This window comes from Arthrobacter sp. B055-34, from assembly GCF_059090425.1.
Genome location: NZ_JBNHFQ010000003.1, coordinates 250,268 through 268,495, shown reverse-complemented (window position 1 = coordinate 268,495; position 18,228 = coordinate 250,268). Strand labels below are relative to the sequence as shown.

Here is an 18,228-nt window from a genome sequence, read left to right as displayed (position 1 = left end):
GTGTCCGCTTACTTCTTGCCCGCGGGCGTCCGCACCTTGACGGTGTCGGCGAGCGTCAGGTCACCCGAGGAGTTACCGACCAGGACATCAAACTCACCCGTCGGCGTGGTCCACTCGTCGGCCTCTGCATCCCAGGTCGAAAGCGGGTGGTTGGAAGCATCCGGATCGATGGTGATCTCCACGCGCTTCTTCTCGCCCGGCTCAAGCGCGACCTTCTCAAACCCGACCAGCCGTTTCGGCGGCTCGTTCGCCGACTCGGGCAGGCTCAGGTAAACCTGCGGTACCTCGGAGCCGGCCACGTCACCGGTGTTCTCCACGAAGAACTGCACCTTGATCGGATGTGTTCCGTCGTTCACCTTCGGCGTCACGGTCAGCTTGGACGTCTCGAAGTCCGAGTAGGACAGGCCGTGGCCAAACGGGAACGCCACGCAGGAGTTCGAGCCGTCCTCGGCGATATCGCAGTTACCGCTGACATTGGAGTCGTACCAGCGGTAGCCGATGTTGAGCTTCTCGGTGTATTCGACCGTCTGCTTGCCGTCGATGATGTCGCCCGGGAACTGCAGCGTCGAAGCACTGTCCATGAAGCCCTTGCCCACGTAGGGGTAGGTGACGGGGGACTTGCCGGAAGGATTCTCAACGCCGAAGAGCAGGTCCGCCACAATGTTGCCGTCTTCCTGACCCGGGAACCACGCTTCCAGGATGGCGGGACCGGACTCGCCGACGAGCTCGGGATCCATCGCAACCCCGGCGTTGTCCTTCAGAACCAGGGACGTCTTCTCTGCCATGGCAGGGGCGGCATCCATGACGGCCTTGATCATGCCCACGGTGTTGCTGTTCTTCGCCTTATTCTCGCCATCCACCGTCGCGATGGTGTTCGACTTGTCCACGTACCAGTCAAGGTTGTTGCCGATCTCGACCCGTTCCTTGCCGGTGGTGTCGGTGAACGTTGCGCGGTCGGCACCCTCCTCGGAAATCGTTCCGGCCATCATCACTACGCTGTCAGCGTTCTTCGCTTCGTCCAGCGCAGTATCGAAGGTAATCTCCTCGCCATCAACAGTGGCGGTTGTGTTCGCGTCGTCGACGAGGATCAACTTGACGTCCGCATTCGTGTTCCCGAGGTTGCCCAGGACATTCTTGATGCCCTCCACTGGCGAGACGGTGTAATCAGGAACGACGTCGGAGCTACCGCCACCAGCGCCCATCGGCTTACCGACCATCGCACCACCGGCTACGGCCTGCTGCGCGTAGACCTGCGATGCCTTGCCGATCACCACGATCTCCTCCACGCCAGAGTCGATCGGCAGTGCGCCGTTGTTCTGCAGCAGCACGGAACCCTTGGTCCCGATCTCGCGGGCCTTCTCGCCGCCGGCCCCGTAGTCGATCGGGGTCTGCTCAAGCGGCCGGTCGAAAATGCCGTACTTGAACATCTGCGTGTACCGCCGGTCCAGTGCGGTATTGATGTCGGATACCTGGATATCGCCTGCTTCAAGCGCAGCGTTCAGCAGTTCCGGTGCCCACTGCTGCGGGGTCGGCATCATGTGATCCAGCCCGTTGAGCAGCGTATCCACCGTGCTCTTCGTAGCGAAGAAGTCGGACTGGACGTAGCCCTTGAAACCCCACTGGTCACGCAACACATCGTTCAGGATGTAGTCGTTCTCGCACGACGAGACGCCGTTGACGTAGTTGTACGCACACATCACGGAGGCGACATCGCCGTCCTTGACGGCCATTTCGAACGGGAGCAGGTACATCTCGTGCAGCGTACGTTCGTCGACGGTCTCCTGGATCGTCATCCGGTTGGTTTCCTGCTCGTTGGCAACGAGGTGCTTCGCCATCGCGATCAGGCCCTGGTCCTGCACTGCCTTCGTCTCCGCAACACCCATCGTGCCGGTGAGGTAGGGATCCTCGCCGAAGTACTCGAAGTTGCGGCCCAGGACCGGCAGGCGGGCCATGTTCATGCCCGGTGCTTCGAACACATGCAGGCCAAGGTTGTTCATCTCGGTACCGATCACGTCACCGAACATGGAGGCGACACCCGGATCGAACGACGCCGCTACCGAGGTGCCGGACGGCAACGCGGTGGCCTTGGCGGACGAGGGATCGGTGTAGGCGGCGTACGGTGAGGCGTTCGGATCGTCGGCCAGCGCCGGATCGACGCAGTCGTTCTGGCCCACGCCCACCGGACCGTTGGTGATGCGCAGCGTCGGGATGGCCAGTTCCGCAATCCCGGTGACATGGCGCGCGCCATAACATTCGGGCAAGTCAGGGAGGATCTCCGGATGCGCGCCGGTCAACTGCTGCTGCTTCTGCTCAAGAGTCATCGCTTCAAGCAGCAGGGATGAGCGCTCCTCGGGCGCCAGCGTGGTGTCCATCCAGGGGAGGTCAGCGGCAGCCACCTCGGGACTGCCTGTTGTGGCCGGATCAGCGACGGCGATGCCGGCTGCGGCGAGAGCCAGCGGCACGGCCGCGGCCAGCCCTATGAGCCCGCGTCTGCGGGAGCGGCCTGTCATATGTGGTCTCCTTCGACCTATCAGAGGACGAGGGCGCGGGGGAGCCACGCCCCCAACAGCCGCGGATGCCTATGCAGCGGCGAGTCTGCTGCAGGCGCCCGGGCGTCACTGGACAGACTCACCCGGCAGACCATGCAGTAACAACTGGTTGCCGTTTGTTGCCCTGAATCCGGCCGCGCCGCGGATACTCGTGCTAAGAGAATCCTGTGCAGCCTCCGGAACGGCCCCTATTTTGCTCCTGCTGGATCGCTCGACAAAGTGGTAAGTGCATCCAGCAACTTCGTGAGCGATTCTCTTGTGACATGCGGAAGAGGAACATTCGGTTTCCTGCTGGTGAAGCTGCTTGCCCGCATAACCTCAGCGTTTTGTCGGAATTCTGGAATCGTTTCAATCTCCTGCAGGAAATTCGCCAGCGCGTTGTCTTTCGGCCGCTGTTCTTCCGGAATCCGGGGAATTCTGGAGAAGTCGAGTTCCAACGAGGTGCCCATGCCGCTGTAGTAGTAGACAGAGAGCCGACCGAGTTGGCGACCATCGGGCGACAAGATGGCGAAGCCACCAGAGGGCAGGGTAGCTTGAGAGCCTAAGAAGTTCATTCCTCTGGCTTCGCCTTCGTTCACGAGGAACTCAAAATTCGGCACTGATGCCTGATCATTCGTTAGGGCCCACGAGCGGTAGGTGTCAAAGTCCCACAAGGTTCGGCTCTTGGCAGCCTCGTGTAGTTTGGCCTCAGCGATTTCTTGCCCGTAAATCTGCGGCACGAGGAGTTCAAGATCGCCTTGGGCTAGTCTGGCGTAGGCCACCGCGATGATCGACGTGGCGGGGCCAGACATTCTGTTGAGATATTCGATAATGCGCTTCAGAGGTGGATTGATGCGATCAACGGCGAGCACTAGCCGGAATCGGCCCTCATCGAGATTTAGCGCAAGGCGACTCCGCCATGACTCGAACTGCGCTAGGCGATCCAGGGCCTCGACGTTGTCCGCTCGCTTATTCCAAGAATCGATGAAATCGACAATATCCATCTTCCAGAAGCAGGACGCGTAGTCGAAGAGCTGACCAACAATCTCGCGGCGGATCTGTGGATTGGAGGCCAGCTTGCACTCCACGATGGTCAGCTCGCCGTTCACGTCCAGAACAACAACATCAGCGGGGCCACCCTCCGTTTGGAATTCGCGACATGCCATAGCATCCGGTCCTACTCCGGGAATAAGTGCAGGATGTTCCGCGAGGACGTGCTGGAGCTCCGACTCGAGTGCGTAGCCCTTGTCGCGTGGCGCCCGCCATGAACCGTCTTTCTGCTTGATGAGTATGTCTCCCACGGGATCCCCTTCCAAACGTGGACAGATGCACCCTGCTGCCTCCGATAGAAACCATTTTCTGTTCTTGGGTTGCAGAAAGGTTGATTTCCAGGATCATTGCGCAGGCCAGAAGACATCGATAGTTCCAGCTGCCACTAACATTTTTGCTTGCTGATAGGAGCAACAGTTCAGCCCGAGCTCTCTTGAGCCACCCGCCATTCATAGCCGCAGTCTTCGTTCCGACAGGACCATTGAGGAGCGTCTGGCTCGATGACGCAGCCGGCCATGATGGCTTTCGGCGCCGGCTTATCCCTTTCGGGTATCCACATGCCATAACGGACGGGCCAGGCTTCATGCCCACACTTGGGACAAGTTGTGGTGCCATCCTTAGCCATCTTCGGCCGTGTCCTCTCGACGCCGGTCCAGCCGCCGAATGCCCTAACGATTTCCTCCTGCGAAAAGCCCACAAGCTCGGAGACTTTGTCCAGAGGAGCACCCTGATGGTGGAGCTCTACCAGGAGCGGCCATTCCGGGGAATCTCTTAGATCGCGATGCATGCGAGCTCCTCCTCCTTTTCATCCTGACTGCTGGCGGGCAACTCCATCTCGGCAGCACGCACAGCCGCAGACCAGCCACCGAAGAAGTTGCGGACCGAGGACCCGGAGGGTCGCGGTTCGCCTGCGGCTTCGGCTGCCATGACCCACTCGGTGTAGCGCTCGACGCTTGGGTGGAGCTTTAGCCGCTTCATTTCCTGGACAAAGGCATCGATAGCGTCCTGGTATTCTGCCTCGGAGAACTTGACGAGGCCGGGTGTACGTCCTTGAGTAGTGGTCGCCAGTCCGAGTGATGCCAGGGCGGCGTTCCAGTACTTGTAACGGCCCATGAGAGTCTGCCGCGTGGGCGGCCACGGGCTGGATCCTTTCCGGGATTCCCAGCCCAGCGCGGGAACCAGTTCGTCGCGAAGCTCTTGGTAGCGTGCCCCGGTGATGGTGGTGTCCGGATGTTCGGCGATGTAGCGGTGGGCAGCACCGATGATGCCGAGGATGGTCGCGACGTCGTCGTCGTTGGCCGTTCCTGACTTGAGGATTCCCGCGAGTTCCTCCATCAGCTCCAGATCCACGTTCACAGCGGTGTAGTCGGGATCCGGTGCAAGCCCCAGCTCGGCGCCAACAAGGTAGTAGATCCCTGCTTTGATGACTGCGTCGGAGAAGATGTTCTGAGCCCCATGGCCGAAAACAATGTCGGAGCCGCGGAGGACAGTATCCGCAAGCACTACGTCCATCGCCAGGAACACGAACTTCAGTCGGGCAACGGTCTGCGCCTTGGTGTACCCCTGGGCCGCGATACGCCGGGCTGCGTCGCCGTATTGCGCCATGAAAGCGTTAGCTGTCGCCTGCATCTGGGCCTGCCTGGCTTCCAGACGCTTCTGTCGCGAGTCCTGCGCGAGGCTGCCGCCGATCCTAGTAACAATTTGGCGGACGCGTTCGCGCGTGACCCCATAGTCGGAGCCAATGGCTTCCAGCGTTTCGCCGTCGATGTAACGCTGCACCCAGATGGCGTTGCGCTGGTCTTGCGTGAGCGGCTGCCGTGGAGCGGCAGCACCGACCGGGCTGATCCCGGCAGCGCCGGCGGTGGCCGGCGGGAGGGTTAGAGTCATTCAGTCTCCTCAGATAGGTAACAAGGGCAGGAACGTTGGCCAGCTACGCCGGTACGTTCTAATGGAAAAGGTCTATGGGCCGGCACTGACACCATTCAGCGGCGAAGCGCGCGTTGGTCGCGGTACGGCGAGATTATGCGGCAAGTGCCAAGTGTGAACCGAGCAACTGCCCCTCTGCTTCTTCGCGCACTGCAGCAGCCAGGCGGCCTGTTTCTTCCGGAGACAATCCGGCTTCCCGGCACCGCCGGGCGAGCACGGCCATCCTGTCAGCGAAGGTGTTCAACGGGTCGCCCGGATGCCCTTTGACCCAGCGGAAATGTACGTCCGCGTGCTTGGTCAACTCTCGGATACGCAGCACTTCACTCGCACAGCGGCCGTTTGACGACGGCGGTTGGAAACCTGGCTGCACGAGCATGCGCAGTGCCAACTGGCTATCCGTGCTGACGGTGACGGCGCTTCGGCCGTCAAGTGCACCCGTATAAGCATTCCGGGCAGCAAGGAGAGCGAAACGAATCGCGCGCAGTTCGCCTTCGAGGACATTGCCGACGTCCACGGCCTTGTGTCCGAGGACAGGCGCGACGCTTCCTGCGAACGTCAGGACCCAGCCGTGGCCTACCCAGCGGGAGCCCCTGCCCCGAGATGCATCCGTGCCAATTTCGACGGCGGAGAACATCGTATCTATGCAGGAACGCGCGGCATCGTCCAGAGCCGTGATGGCAGGAACAGGCGGATAGAAGGCAGACACTGCCAGCCCCAGCCGGCGCAGGGACTCGGCCGTGTCCTCGCTTGTGCAGAAGACGTCTACTTGTTCGGAGCTGCTCAGATGGCGCACGGCGTCGTGCATTTCACTGAGCAGTGTTCCTCGATTAGCACCACAGGCAGTCGGCTCCATAGCGGCGGAACGAACGCCAAGGACATGCTCACCCTGTGTCCGAACCGCGGCCCAGATGTAGCGACCGTGTTGGTATCTAACGTGAACGGAGACTCCGCTGCGGACGGATACTTCGTCCGCAGCACAAATGAATCGGCGGACTGGTGGAACGGGTACTGGAAACTGCATGGCGACCTCCCTGGCCTGGTAGTTGGTTTGGCGGTATTTCTCCCTTTCTTAGATGCGCTGGGATATCTGCGGTCGGCTGAGCTTGCTGAGCTCCCTCAGGATCTTGGCGCCTTCGACGTCATAGACCTCTGTCAGATCGGCGACGGCACGGCCGGTAGTCCGCGTCAGGAAGGCCAGCGAGGCCTCTGTGGAACGAATCCCAGCACGCCGCAGGCCGTGAATAATTTCAAGTTTCTTGGCCTCTCCCAGCAGCAGCCGTACAGGTTTGCGCTGGTCATTGCCCGTGTCGAAAATTGCATAGCCGTCGCTCATCATTCCCCCAAGAATGTCCGTCGTTCTGACGTGGCAGCTGATGCCTGCCCCCATGAATTCACACTAGGGCCTGCCACTGACACTCTAGGAGCGACCAGTCTGCGTACGACGGCGAGGGAGGCTTTCGCGAAGATCCCACCCTTCGCGTGAGCCAAGGATCCGGCTGCTTACAGCTCCGCTTCCTGCGAGAGGCGGCGCAGCAGCCGACGGAAGCCGGGGTTCGGGGTGGCGTGGGGAAGTACCTCCCGGACCTTCTCAAGTGCCTGCTCAGGAGTCATGCCTGTAATCAGGGAGCCGTATAGCGCCGCGACCGTGGGAGTGCGGCTTTCCATCCGGACGCAGTGCAGCAGCACGCGCTTGCCTTCGGAGCGGAAGAGAGCGACGACGGCGGCGGCCTCCCGGAGCACGAACTCCAGGTGGGCGTTAGCGTCAGCCGCCGCTTCGTCTAATATCCAGAAGGAGGCGTGGTCGGCCAGATCTACATGGGTTTCGGCGGTGCCGACCCTCGAGAGGGAGACGACGGCGTCGTAGTCGCTGCGGCAGAGTGCCGGGGCTCCGCCCAGGAGCACATCGGCATCGAGCGGGTGGGCAACGACGTCGGTCCTGGAAGCACTGATGAACGCCGAGTTGTCGAAAACGGGCAGGTCCGGCCAGCGGCCTTCTGTCCGGCCCTCGCCGCGGGTCAGTTGCAGGGCCAACCGCTGAAGATCCCGCGCTTTGTACTCTGGCCAGCCGTGCAGCTTCCGCCGCCACTCGAACGGGACTGCAGTGAAGCCATAAGCGGCACCGAGCAGTCCGCCGGCAATCGCCGAAACGGTGTCGGTATCGTTCCCGCCGCGGACCGCGGACTCAAGCGCGGCACGAAGGTGGGTCGGGCCGGAAGCCGCGTCCGCCGTCGTCGTAATTGCGGACCATGCACCCTGGAAAGCTTCGACTACCCAGCCGTTGCGGGCGAAGTCGCGCGGCCTGCTGCGTTCGGCGGTTTCGATCCGCTCCAGCCACAAGGCTGCCCGGGCGGCGGGCAGGAGGTCCATGCCCGCCCGGATGTCCAGCTCGCCGGTGAGGACGGCCCGGCGGATGGCCAGGCACCAGAGGGCACAGGCTTCACCGGCCTCCGGATCGAAGTGTGTCAGTGCGCTGACTTCTATCGCGGCGTCGAACAGCTCCCGCTCGGGCCGGCCGAGGAAGGCAAGCGCCAGGGGAGCGGTGCGCATGAGGGAGCCGTTGCCGCCGGAGCGGCCGGAGGAGCGGTGCACCTGCTCGGAGGCAGCGTAGACGTCGGCCGCGGTGATAACGCTGCGACCCTCGGCGGCGGCCGCACTCCGGGCCCGAACCAGCACCGAGCTGGTCTGCACGCCCACATCCTTCGCATCGCGCGCCCACTCCGACCATGCCTGCGCCATGGCGCTCTTGGCACGCTCGTCCAAGCCGCGGCCCTCGCCGGCGGCTTCCAGCAGGGATTCGGCGATGACGATCGCCATGGACGTATCGTCCGTCCACTCGGAGGGGGCGAAGCCGAACGGTCCGCCGCCCTTCATGCTGACGTCGGCGGTGTCCGGCAGCGCGGGGCCGAATTCGTAGCTGGCGCCCAGGGCGTCGCCAGCGGCAAGGGTGACCAGAACGCCAGCGGCGCGGTCATTCTGCAAAGAGTTAAGGTTCATGGGGCCTCCAAGGGCGCTAAGTGATGAGGTCAAGTGTTGCGGATGAGGTGGAGCAGCGGCGGTTAGATCGCCATCATCGGGTGGTGCGTGTCCCAGCTGCTCAAGTGTGCCAGCGCCGGCAGCCGCTTTGGCGGTGCCCAGGCGATGCCGCTGGCGGTGACCCTGCCGTCACCGGTGGTGATCGCCGAGCCGTCCAGCCGGGCTCCCATCTCCGTCAACCGAACTGCGAGATCGCGGGCGGATTGTGTCGGCGTCTTGATGCTAGGCACGTTGCCGGCGAACACCTGGATGTCGAGCCACGCAGCCTCCACCAGCGGCCGATAGTGCTGCAGAAACAGCCTGTGGCTCCCGAAAAGCTCCAGCATGAGGGCCTTGCCGTCAAAACCAACGACGACGCCGCGCTGGCCTTCGACCGGCCGCGGCAGCTTGGCAAGGTCAAGACCTGCGTGACGGGTACAGGCGTCTAGATGGTCAACAAGTGAGCCGGAACCGGAGACAGTGTGCAGGCCCTGGTAACGGGCGATCCGCGCCCACACCCTGCCCTGCGTTTCAGGCCCGCGGGTTTCGCGGTTCAACTCCGCCCGGACGTTCAGCGGTGCCCGGCGTGCGGATCGGCCGTGTGCGGAAGCCCCGCCCCAGCGGCCCTGCTCCACGCAGTACGTTTCGACGTCGCGGGTTTCACCCGGCGCCAGGATCACGTCGTGGGCACAGACCCTGTGCTGGTGGCCGCCCTCCAGCAGTTCGCCCTCGAGCAGCAGAACGGGCTTGGTATCCCTGTTGGTGACGGTCAGTTTGGAAACCTGCGCACCGGAGGCAAGCTCAGTGATCTGGAGGTTCGCGGCCGCCCCGGTCGTCAGACCGACGGCGCCCCGGCCTTCGGTCCAGATCGGGAAGAGAGTGAGCGGGCCGAGCTTCCTGCCGGCCCCGATGTGCAAAGTGCTGATCTTCATGATTCCCCCCAATCTGCCGCCGGTGCCCTTCAACAGGAGGGGTCGATCCGGCGGCTAATCTTTTGCGCATCTTCGCGCTTAATCTCAAGATAGAGCAGTTTGAGAATTAGCGCAACCCTGCGTTTAATGAGTTCTGTGGCTAAAACTTACGGTGCCGGCAAGAGCCTAAACGACTATCCTCGCCCTTCCATAGCAGTAGACACCGCGGTACTGACAGTTTCCGGCGGCGAGCTCTGCGTCGTGGTGGTCGCACACGACAAGGTGCCTGGCCATGAGTGGGCCCTGCCCGGCACTTTCTTGCACGAGGGGGAGCGGTTAGCCGATGCCGTGCTCCGCTCCCTGCGCGAGAAGGCGCATGTGTCCGGGCGCCGTCCGCAGCAGCTGCAGGTATTCGACGATCCAAACCGGGATCCTCGAGGCTGGGTCCTCTCCGTCGCGCACGTCGACGTCGTTCCAATGAAAGACCTGGAGCCAGCGCTCAAGGGTAGTGGCGGCAAGCTCTTGCCCCTGGGCGGCCACATCCCTAACCTGCCCTACGACCACCCGGCCATCGTCGCCAAAGCAGTGGAGCAGACCCGCAATGCCTACGTCGCTGAACCGGATCCAGGCGGCCTGCTCACCGGTGCCTTCACTCTGCGCGACTTGCGCATGCTGCACGAGGCCGTCATGGGAGAGAAGCTCATGCGCGACACCTTCCGCCGGTTGATGGAGCCGAAACTCGTTCCCACTGGTGCAATGACCGACGGCGCCAGAGGCCGACCCTCGCGCCTATTCCGGCCGTTTAGGAGCGGGCCTCGGCCGGATGCATGGAAATACACGGGGATGGGGAACCCCCATTTGCCGTAGCAGATGGGCTGGGAGGGCAGCGGCGCAGCGAAGGTCTACCTTTGAATAACCAACAGCAACTGGCGCCGCATCCCCCGTTTCTACCAAACTGGCAATTGGGAAGCGGTGCGAGCCTCCTCCTCAACGAACGCAGGAACGAGCTTCCTTGCAGCGAGCCTCCGTCTACAGGTTTGAGCCTACGTCTGCGGCTGTTGGACAAATCGTTATTCCGGGGAATGCCAACTGCATGAGACAGCCTGTGAAATGGATTACTCTATTGTGGTGAATGCTTTTTTGGGGGAGGCAGAATGAACTCACTCACGCCTGTAGCGGGCTGTCGTCCTGAACCTAGCGGTAGTAGACCGCGTATCCGGCGGGCGTTAGAAGCCGACGCTTACCCGCTGCTGTCCTGGTCCATTCGCTGCCGCCTACGCAATGCGGTCGGTAGGTCCGCGGGACCGTCAGCTGCGAGACAACCTAGGCCCAGCCTGAGATCAAATGACCTATCACGAGCGAGGTACGTATGAAGACCATTGATTGGGCGCCCGATCCTCAGCTGATGGAGTCTATGCGAGCGGTGGGTTATACATTTCCAACAGCCGTCGCGGATCTCATTGACAATTCAGTTACAGCTGGCGCCACCCAGGTATGGATATCGGCTTTGCTAGATCCCTATCAGGTTATCGCGTTTCTAGACGATGGCATCGGCATGGACGCAGACGCGGCCCAGCATGCAATGAGGCTAGCAGGAACGAGCGCGACTTCGACGCGAGACAATGACGACCTCGGACGATTCGGGCTTGGACTAAAGACTGCTTCTCTCTCCCAATGTCGCAGGCTGACCGTCGTCTCAAAAAAGAACGGTAGCTACGCCGGGTATGTGTGGGATCTTGACTTCCTCTCGGAAACTAAAAGCTGGTCGTTGATCGAACTCTCGGCATCCGAACTCAGGGATGTGCCCCTGTGGGATCGATTAGCAGCCCTCGATTCTGGCACCCTTGTTCTTTGGGAAAATTTGGATCGCCTTCTACCATACAGCGACCGCGCAACCGACGATCTTGCTGAAGCCATTAGTCACTGTAGAGAGCACCTTTCTCTGGTATTCCATCGATATCTCTCTGGTGAGCATGGACGTGATTTTACCATTTCCATTAATGACACATCTATTGCTCCGGCTGACCCGCTTCTAGCGAAACACCGAGCAACAGTCAAAGGGCATCATGAGGAATTTTTTGTAGACGACGCAAAAATTGGAATCACTCCGTTTACCTTGCCTCATGCAAATAAATTAAGCCAATTGGAAATGAAGCGTGCACAAGTCGGGGGAACCTTTCGAGAAAGCCAAGGCTTTTACATCTATCGTGAAAAGCGGCTTGTCATCTGGGGAACGTGGTTTCGAATAGCCCCGAAACAAGAGTTGGGTAAATTGGCGAGAGTGCGAGTCGATATTCCGAATACCCTTGATCATTTATGGTCCTTGGATATCAAGAAGTCCCAAGCGATCCCTCCCGCACAACTTCGGAATCGGCTAAAGCTAGTGGCCGACAATATCGTCGGTCCTAGCCGGCGAGTTTACTCGTTCAAGGGGAGAAACGCTCTTGCCTCGCACGTGGACCACTTATGGAATGTTGTCGACGAGCGCGGCTTGTTCAAGTATGAGGTCAACCGCGTTCACCCACTGATAGATTCTTTGATGCAGCGACAGGATCAAGTCGGCGCGGCTGTCCTCGGAGAACTGCTGGATATGTTAGGGGCATCGTTCCCAGTTGATGATGTCTTCAATCGAATGGGGCAGGACCACAAGTTTGATGCTTCCGCTGTCGGAGGCGATGCTTTGAAACAAAGTGCCGGATTCGCTGCCCAGATTGCAAAATCTGCTGGTGTGCCGCGGGGTGTATTTGTGGAAAAATTTGTAGCTGCCGAGCCGTTTAGTAGCTTCAGGAATTCAATAGAAATTTTAGAGGAAGCGTACGATGCTGTCTGACATCAAAATCCCCATTCATTTAAGCCTAGAACAGATTCGCGACATGGTTATTGGGTCGTTCAAGGTGGAACGCGCTAATGGAAGCAAAGAGATAAGGAGTGACATTGAAGAAGTAGAGATCTGGAGTGTTCTCGATAAGCTGGTCACCGGTTTTTGCGAAGACGCGTCACCTGAGGCTGTGGCTGCCACTCATGTGGAACTTGTGGAGCTGCTGCAGGCCGGTGTGGAAACTGGCCGACAGACTGTTGTAACCAGTGAGTACGAGCCGTGGCTCCACGCCAAGAGATCTTCAATCGACTGGAAACGTTGGAAGGCCTTCAGGTCCCTGCTCTCTGACCAAGGGCGTACGGCATCGGTTCTAGACTCGTTGCATGATGCGACGGATGAGATCCTCGATCTCGTTGGAGACCCAAAGTCTAATGGTGCGTGGGCGCGCCGAGGACTCGTAATTGGAGAAGTGCAATCGGGCAAGACCCAAACCTACCTGGCACTAATGAACAAAGCAGCTGATGCGGGTTACCGAGTAATAGTTGTCGTTGCTGGAAATACTGAATATTTGCGGCAACAAACTCAACAGCGTGTCGACGAAGGTTTCATTGGGAAAGACAGCACGAAAGTCTCGAAGGGCGCAAAATCACTTAACACAAAACTGATTGGCGTCGGAAAGATTGATTCGAGTTTACAATCCCTCGGCTTCACCACTCAAACTATGGACTATCTGCAGCTGAAAAACGATGGAATGAATATTCCGGCCGTTTCGGAGCACTCGTTTCCATATGTCTTCGTCGTCAAGAAGAACACGTACGTTCTTGAAGCTCTAGATACTTGGGCCAAGGAACAAATTGGCGCAGATGGAAAGATTGGCGTCCCGATCCTTTTCATCGATGATGAATCGGATTATGCCTCAGTCAATACAGGAGACGCGGACGACCCCACGCAGATTAACGCCGCGATTCGCAGGCTTCTATCCCGGTTTGAACGGTCGTCCTATCTCGCTATCACTGCGACTCCGTTTGCCAACATATTTATCAATCACACTGATTATGGAAACGTCGCGTCCAAAAAGAAGAACGAAGAGAGCTCGGACGAAAAACTTGAAACGTCTGATCTTTTTCCCAAGGATTACGTTATGGCCTTGAAGACAGCCTCGAGCTACGTTGGGATCAAGCAAACCTTCGGTACTATAGATAATGCAAGCAATGCCTGCCTTTTGGACAATTCTGATGCGGGTGTATATTTCCCACTAGGTCATAAAAAAGACCTGCAGATCAATGCCTTGCCCGCGAGTCTCATCCGAGCGATGGACGCTTACCTTATAGCGAATGCGATCCGCGACATTAGAGGACAGACTAAGGCTCGGCGTTCGATGCTGGTAAATGTCTCAAAGTTTACCGACGTCCAAAATTCTGTTGCAGCACTAATCGACACAGAACTTGCAGCCACACGTAGAGAGATCGAGCTTTTCGCGGGCCTTTCCAGCACGAATCCAAAAGGACGAATCGCACGTCTCAAGGAGTGCTTTGAAAGTGTCTATTCTGGATCGGATATTCCTTGGGCGAAAATTGCGAGCGAACTCCCTTCTTCTAGCGAGCTTATTCGTGTCAAAGTATACAACTCCAACCCAAACAACTTGGGCATAGACCAAGAGTTCGACTCGCGCGTTCCTGACAGACAAATCGCACTTGGAGGCGACCTGCTCAGTCGTGGCTTGACCCTGGATAACTTGATGATCAGTTACTTTTTCCGTCGACCAAGAGCTGCCGATACCCTCATGCAGATGGCGAGATGGTTTGGGTACCGCAACGGATATTTGGATATGTGCCGTATTTGGATAGAACCTGAGGTGCGTCAGAACTACAGGTGCGTTGGTGACGCAGTCGATGAGTTGAAGAGTGAGTTGCGGCTCATGAGAGATCAAGAGCGAACACCCTTGGAATTCGGACTTGCAGTGCAGGAGCATCCGGAATCCCTGATCATCACCTCACGGAGTAAGTCCAAGCATGTAAAAAAGGCAGAAAAGGTCATAGATCTAACAGGACGCCGTGTAGAGACGACCCGACTGCCAGCTGACGTTTCATTGCTTGAAGACAATTTTTCAGTCTTCGAAGAATTCCTTGATCGTCTTCTGCACGATCACGACATGACTGTATCGAACAAACGCCATCCTAAATTTCACCAAGTTCCGAGAGATATGGTGGCCACCTTCGTAGGGAAGTACGAGACTTCACCCGAAGAACGTATTCTCGATTCGGGCGCACTCCAAAGAATGATTAAGGAGAGCACTAGCGATGCTTACAAGACTTGGGATGTTGTGCTTATCAATGGGGCGACCACTGGCACCCATTACCGGAACATCAAATCAGTTGACTTTCGCTTTCCGGAGCGCCGTATCGAAATGCGTGATGTAAGCGGTCACAACGAGGAAGCGTTCCTTGCCGTCAGTGGCTCGAAAGCGAGGCTGGCGGGAAGTGGTGATCTACGACATTTGCTGACTCCCGAAAGTCTCCAAGCCCTTGCTGATGGAGTTCCTGGGAAGAAACTTACCGAGATATCCGAGGACCATTACTATCAGTACTTGAACCGACCGGCAATTCTACTTTACCCACTCGCACCTAAAATAACTGTCAGTAATTCCACGAGCGAGGGTGACGCGGTGGAAGTCGAAGAATTGGATAATCCCCGCTCCTTTGTAGCGGTGAAGATCGCGCTCCCTAAAGCGAAGCATGGTGGAAAGATAAAGGGTGATGGCAAAGCGCTTTATTGGCTAAATACTGTCGCTGCCGAGGAGCATACCACTCAGTACTGGGAGAACATATGAATTCGGAAGCATGGTCTGTGACCAAATGGCGTGAGCGGGTCGCGGGCGTTCCCGGAAAGCTCTGGGAAGTCGATGCAGGCCTCCCTGTGCGAATGTACTATGGCTCAAACGACCGGGGGCATTACAGCTTTGGCTTCATAACCGATGTTGAACCGTCATCGCCGACGTTCTCGAACTCGATAAGTACTTCCATCGGAAGACGTGCGGTGGACGGTCGATGGACTCTCACCTTCATCTTGGAGCAACAAGACCTGTCAAGTGTTTTCACACAATTTTGTAGCCATATGTACTCGCGAGTGTCCTCCTCGACGAGCGTCCATCAAGCGCTGGGAACTATTGACGAAACCATTGGTGAGTGGGTCCGATTGTTCCGAAATTTTAGGGGCGATCGGCTGGGCATCAAGGAAATGAGAGGTCTGTTCGCTGAACTTCATTTCGGCTTTTGCTCACTTGATCCTCAACTCCCGGCGGATCTCGTTGTTGCGAGTTGGGACGGACCCTTCGGATTTGATCAAGACTTCAATTTCAACTCGTCCTCCTGTGAAGTAAAGAGCCGGAAGCCTGGTTCGAAGTCTGTCCTTATCTCGAGTCAGTACCAACTGACAGGATCCAATGTTTATTTAGCAGTCTTGACGGTTTCGGATTACGTTACTCCTGCCGAAGGGGCAGTAACTCTTCCAAGACTTGTTGAAACTATTCTGAATAAGCTCGCCTCGGAATCGCGCTACAGATTCGAGATGGCATTATTGGAGCTCGGTTTTCAGTACGAGGACTCATATTACGAAAATTATTACTTTTCAGTGGGAGAGCTTCGCATTTATCAGGTGCGAGATTCATTTCCTCATATAAGTGCGGAAACCCTGCCCGATGGGGTCGACCACGTGCGTTACAGTCTCCGAATAGACGCGCTAGCCGCTTTTAGATGTGACCTTAGTGAACTTCCCGTTTCCGGTGAATATAGCCAGATTGGTGAACAAAAATGATTCGGGAACTGATCGACTACGCACAGGATCTGATTAACCAAGTTGGCACGCAAGCTGCCGTTGATGGGGTCTTTAATACAGCTGCGTTCGTCTCCTTGATAGGAGACCGTCTAGCTGAATCTGGTGAATTTGATAGTATAACCTTGGCTCATTTTGATGGCACTGGTTCTAATCGTCGTCGATTGAGGGTCGATGGATATGACATCAGCAATTCTGACGACAGCATTGCATTGCTGGTTACTGACTTCCGGAATGAAGCAGAACCACATTCGGTGGGACAGGCCGAAGTTAGCAGCGCGTTTCGAGCGTTGCAGGGATTTCTAGAAGATTCTCTTTCTGGCGCGTTCTTGGTCGACAGGGAGGAGAGCTCGGACTCCTATCAGCTCGCGTACGATCTGAAGCAACGCGGGACAAACGTCAGCCGGTTCAGGCTATTCTTCGTCACAAACGGAGCCCTTGGCAAAAGGGTTCGTTCCTTGGAGACCCAAACGATTTCGGGTATTCCCGTGGAGTATCACATATGGGATGTGGAGAGACTTCGGCAGCTAGATGAATCAACACAGGGCCGCGAGGAACTCACAATCGATCTGAGGCAGTGGCAGCGGAGCGGCTTGCCAGCGCTGCGGGTGTCTGAAGAAGAGCATTTTTCAACATATTTGGCGGCCGTACCTGGACAGATACTGGCAGATCTCTACGCTGCTTACGGCAGCAGGTTGTTGGAATCCAATGTTCGCAGCTACCTGTCCAACCGCGGCAAGGTAAATAAGGGGATCCGCGAAACTATATACGGGCGTCCCGAATATTTTATGGCGTTCAACAATGGAATTACGGCCACAGCGTCCGCCGTGCAAATCGACCCAGTCAAGAGTACGCTCCTATCGATTACGGATTTGCAAATCGTTAATGGTGGACAGACCACGGCATCACTGTTTTACGTGAGCAAGGAAAGGAAACAGCAGCAGGTCCTATCGAACGTCCACGTTCAGATGAAGCTCGTCGTCGTGGAGGAAGGCACAGCTGCTTCTTTAGTACCGAACATATCTAGGTACGCCAACAGTCAAAATGCGGTCAGCTCTGCAGACTTTTTCTCTAATGCACCCTTCCATGTTCAAGTTGAATCACTCAGCAGACGCGTCTTGGTACCGGCTGTGCCGGGTCAGCTATACCAGACGAAGTGGTTCTACGAACGCACAAGGGGCCAGTACCTGAATGAGAAGAATAAACTATCTAAGTCGGAGGGCCTCAAATTCGAAAAAACTTATCCGCGAGCCCAAGTAATAACAAAAACGGACTTAGCGCGCTATGAAATGTCTTGGCTTCAAGCCCCCCATATTGTTAGCTCGGGTGCACAGCGTAACTTCTTAGCCTTCGCATCCAAAATTGCTGAGCACTGGGATAGAGACGAAGACCAATTCAATGAAAATTACTTTAAGGAAGCGGTAGCAAAGGCTATCCTATTCAGTTCGATACGAAGGGCCATTATACCGTCTGACTGGTATAAATCGGGCGGCTACTTGGCTAATATTGTCACATATACAGTCGCGAAGATTTCTGAATTATCTAGCTCCCGAGCTGACGGTAGAGTGATGAATTTTCAGGATATTTGGATCAGGCAAGAAGTCCCCAAACATCTTCTTGACTTTGCAGTCCTTGTTGCCCGCGACGTCTCACGGATTCTGACGTCGTCTGTCCGCGAGGTTCAGAATGTTACGGAGTGGGCAAAGAAGGAAAAGTGTTGGATTCTCGTGAAGAACCATGATATCCCGCTGCCTGCAGAGGTTGTCGCTTGGATGGCGGGCAAAGAAGAAGTTATTGAGCGCCGTCGAACGTCAAAGGTTACGCAAAAGATTGATTCAGGGATTGCAGTGCAGACTCGAGTTTATGGAATTGACCGCAGAGCTTGGTCAGAACTTAAGCAGTTTTCGACTGATATGAAATTAGGCAGTTCTACGGATCACGCAATTCTTGATCTGGCTATGGGGCGTAAGCCTGGAATATTAAGCGAATCGCAGTCTGTGCGCCTGATGAAGTTTGTTGCTCAAGCCAATTCTTATGGGTTCACAGGAATATCTACCTGAAGGGTTGGCGCGACACGCTTAGATGTAGGGGGTCCAAGTTGAGCCGTCAGTTAAGCGGCTCGACTCGAGCTGCCGCAGTAGCTACGGCGGTA

Annotated in this window: 12 protein-coding genes; 5 read left to right on the top strand and 7 right to left on the bottom strand. The window is 57.3% G+C overall.

What is annotated here, in order from left to right; genetic code table 11:
* Positions 1-8: 8 nt before the first annotated feature.
* From AC5RWO_RS07145 to AC5RWO_RS07115, 7 genes are all read right to left on the bottom strand, one after another.
* Positions 9-2,510, bottom strand: coding sequence for a beta-glucosidase family protein (locus AC5RWO_RS07145; RefSeq protein ID WP_498730491.1), 2,502 nt, complete (start codon positions 2,508-2,510; stop codon positions 9-11).
* 227 nt (positions 2,511-2,737) lie between these two features.
* Positions 2,738-3,829 (bottom strand): hypothetical protein, encoded by a 1,092-nt coding sequence (locus tag AC5RWO_RS07140; protein WP_498730489.1) that lies wholly within the window; start codon positions 3,827-3,829, stop codon positions 2,738-2,740.
* Positions 3,830-4,349: 520 nt separating this feature from the next.
* Entirely contained in the window at positions 4,350-5,465 is a 1,116-nt protein-coding gene (locus tag AC5RWO_RS07135; RefSeq protein WP_498730487.1) for a sigma factor-like helix-turn-helix DNA-binding protein, read from the bottom strand.
* A gap of 133 nt (positions 5,466-5,598) precedes the next feature.
* Positions 5,599-6,309: a ribonuclease HI gene (locus AC5RWO_RS07130; protein ID WP_498730485.1), complete on the bottom strand. Its 711-nt coding sequence runs from the start codon at positions 6,307-6,309 to the stop codon at positions 5,599-5,601.
* Between the two features lie 264 nt (positions 6,310-6,573).
* The gene (locus AC5RWO_RS07125; RefSeq protein WP_498730484.1) at positions 6,574-6,837 is read right to left on the bottom strand and encodes a hypothetical protein; all 264 of its coding nucleotides are present in this window, start codon (positions 6,835-6,837) and stop codon (positions 6,574-6,576) included.
* A 167-nt stretch (positions 6,838-7,004) separates the two neighbouring features.
* On the bottom strand, positions 7,005-8,498 hold the full coding sequence (locus tag AC5RWO_RS07120; RefSeq protein ID WP_498730482.1) for an ADP-ribosylglycohydrolase family protein: 1,494 nt from the start codon (positions 8,496-8,498) through the stop codon (positions 7,005-7,007).
* Positions 8,499-8,560: 62 nt separating this feature from the next.
* Positions 8,561-9,448, bottom strand: a complete 888-nt coding sequence (locus AC5RWO_RS07115; RefSeq protein WP_498730481.1) for an ARPP-1 family domain-containing protein — start codon at positions 9,446-9,448, stop codon at positions 8,561-8,563.
* Between the two features lie 135 nt (positions 9,449-9,583).
* Between AC5RWO_RS07115 and AC5RWO_RS07110 the strand changes: the two genes are divergently transcribed.
* The 5 genes from AC5RWO_RS07110 to AC5RWO_RS07090 all read left to right on the top strand — a co-directional run bounded on the left by AC5RWO_RS07110 (position 9,584) and on the right by AC5RWO_RS07090 (position 18,136).
* On the top strand, positions 9,584-10,294 hold the full coding sequence (locus tag AC5RWO_RS07110; protein ID WP_498730479.1) for an NUDIX hydrolase: 711 nt from the start codon (positions 9,584-9,586) through the stop codon (positions 10,292-10,294).
* A 502-nt stretch (positions 10,295-10,796) separates the two neighbouring features.
* A complete protein-coding gene (locus AC5RWO_RS07105; RefSeq protein WP_498730477.1) occupies positions 10,797-12,257 on the top strand; it encodes an ATP-binding protein in 1,461 nt (486 codons plus the stop codon).
* Entirely contained in the window at positions 12,247-15,075 is a 2,829-nt protein-coding gene (locus tag AC5RWO_RS07100) for a Z1 domain-containing protein (protein ID WP_498730475.1), read from the top strand. Before AC5RWO_RS07105 ends, AC5RWO_RS07100 begins: the two co-directional genes overlap by 11 nt.
* Positions 15,072-16,058 carry a PD-(D/E)XK motif protein gene (locus tag AC5RWO_RS07095; RefSeq protein WP_498730473.1) on the top strand — a complete coding sequence of 329 codons (987 nt, stop codon included), beginning with the start codon at positions 15,072-15,074 and terminating at the stop codon, positions 16,056-16,058. Before AC5RWO_RS07100 ends, AC5RWO_RS07095 begins: the two co-directional genes overlap by 4 nt.
* Positions 16,055-18,136, top strand: coding sequence for an AIPR family protein (locus AC5RWO_RS07090; protein ID WP_498730471.1), 2,082 nt, complete (start codon positions 16,055-16,057; stop codon positions 18,134-18,136). Before AC5RWO_RS07095 ends, AC5RWO_RS07090 begins: the two co-directional genes overlap by 4 nt.
* Positions 18,137-18,228: the final 92 nt, after the last annotated feature.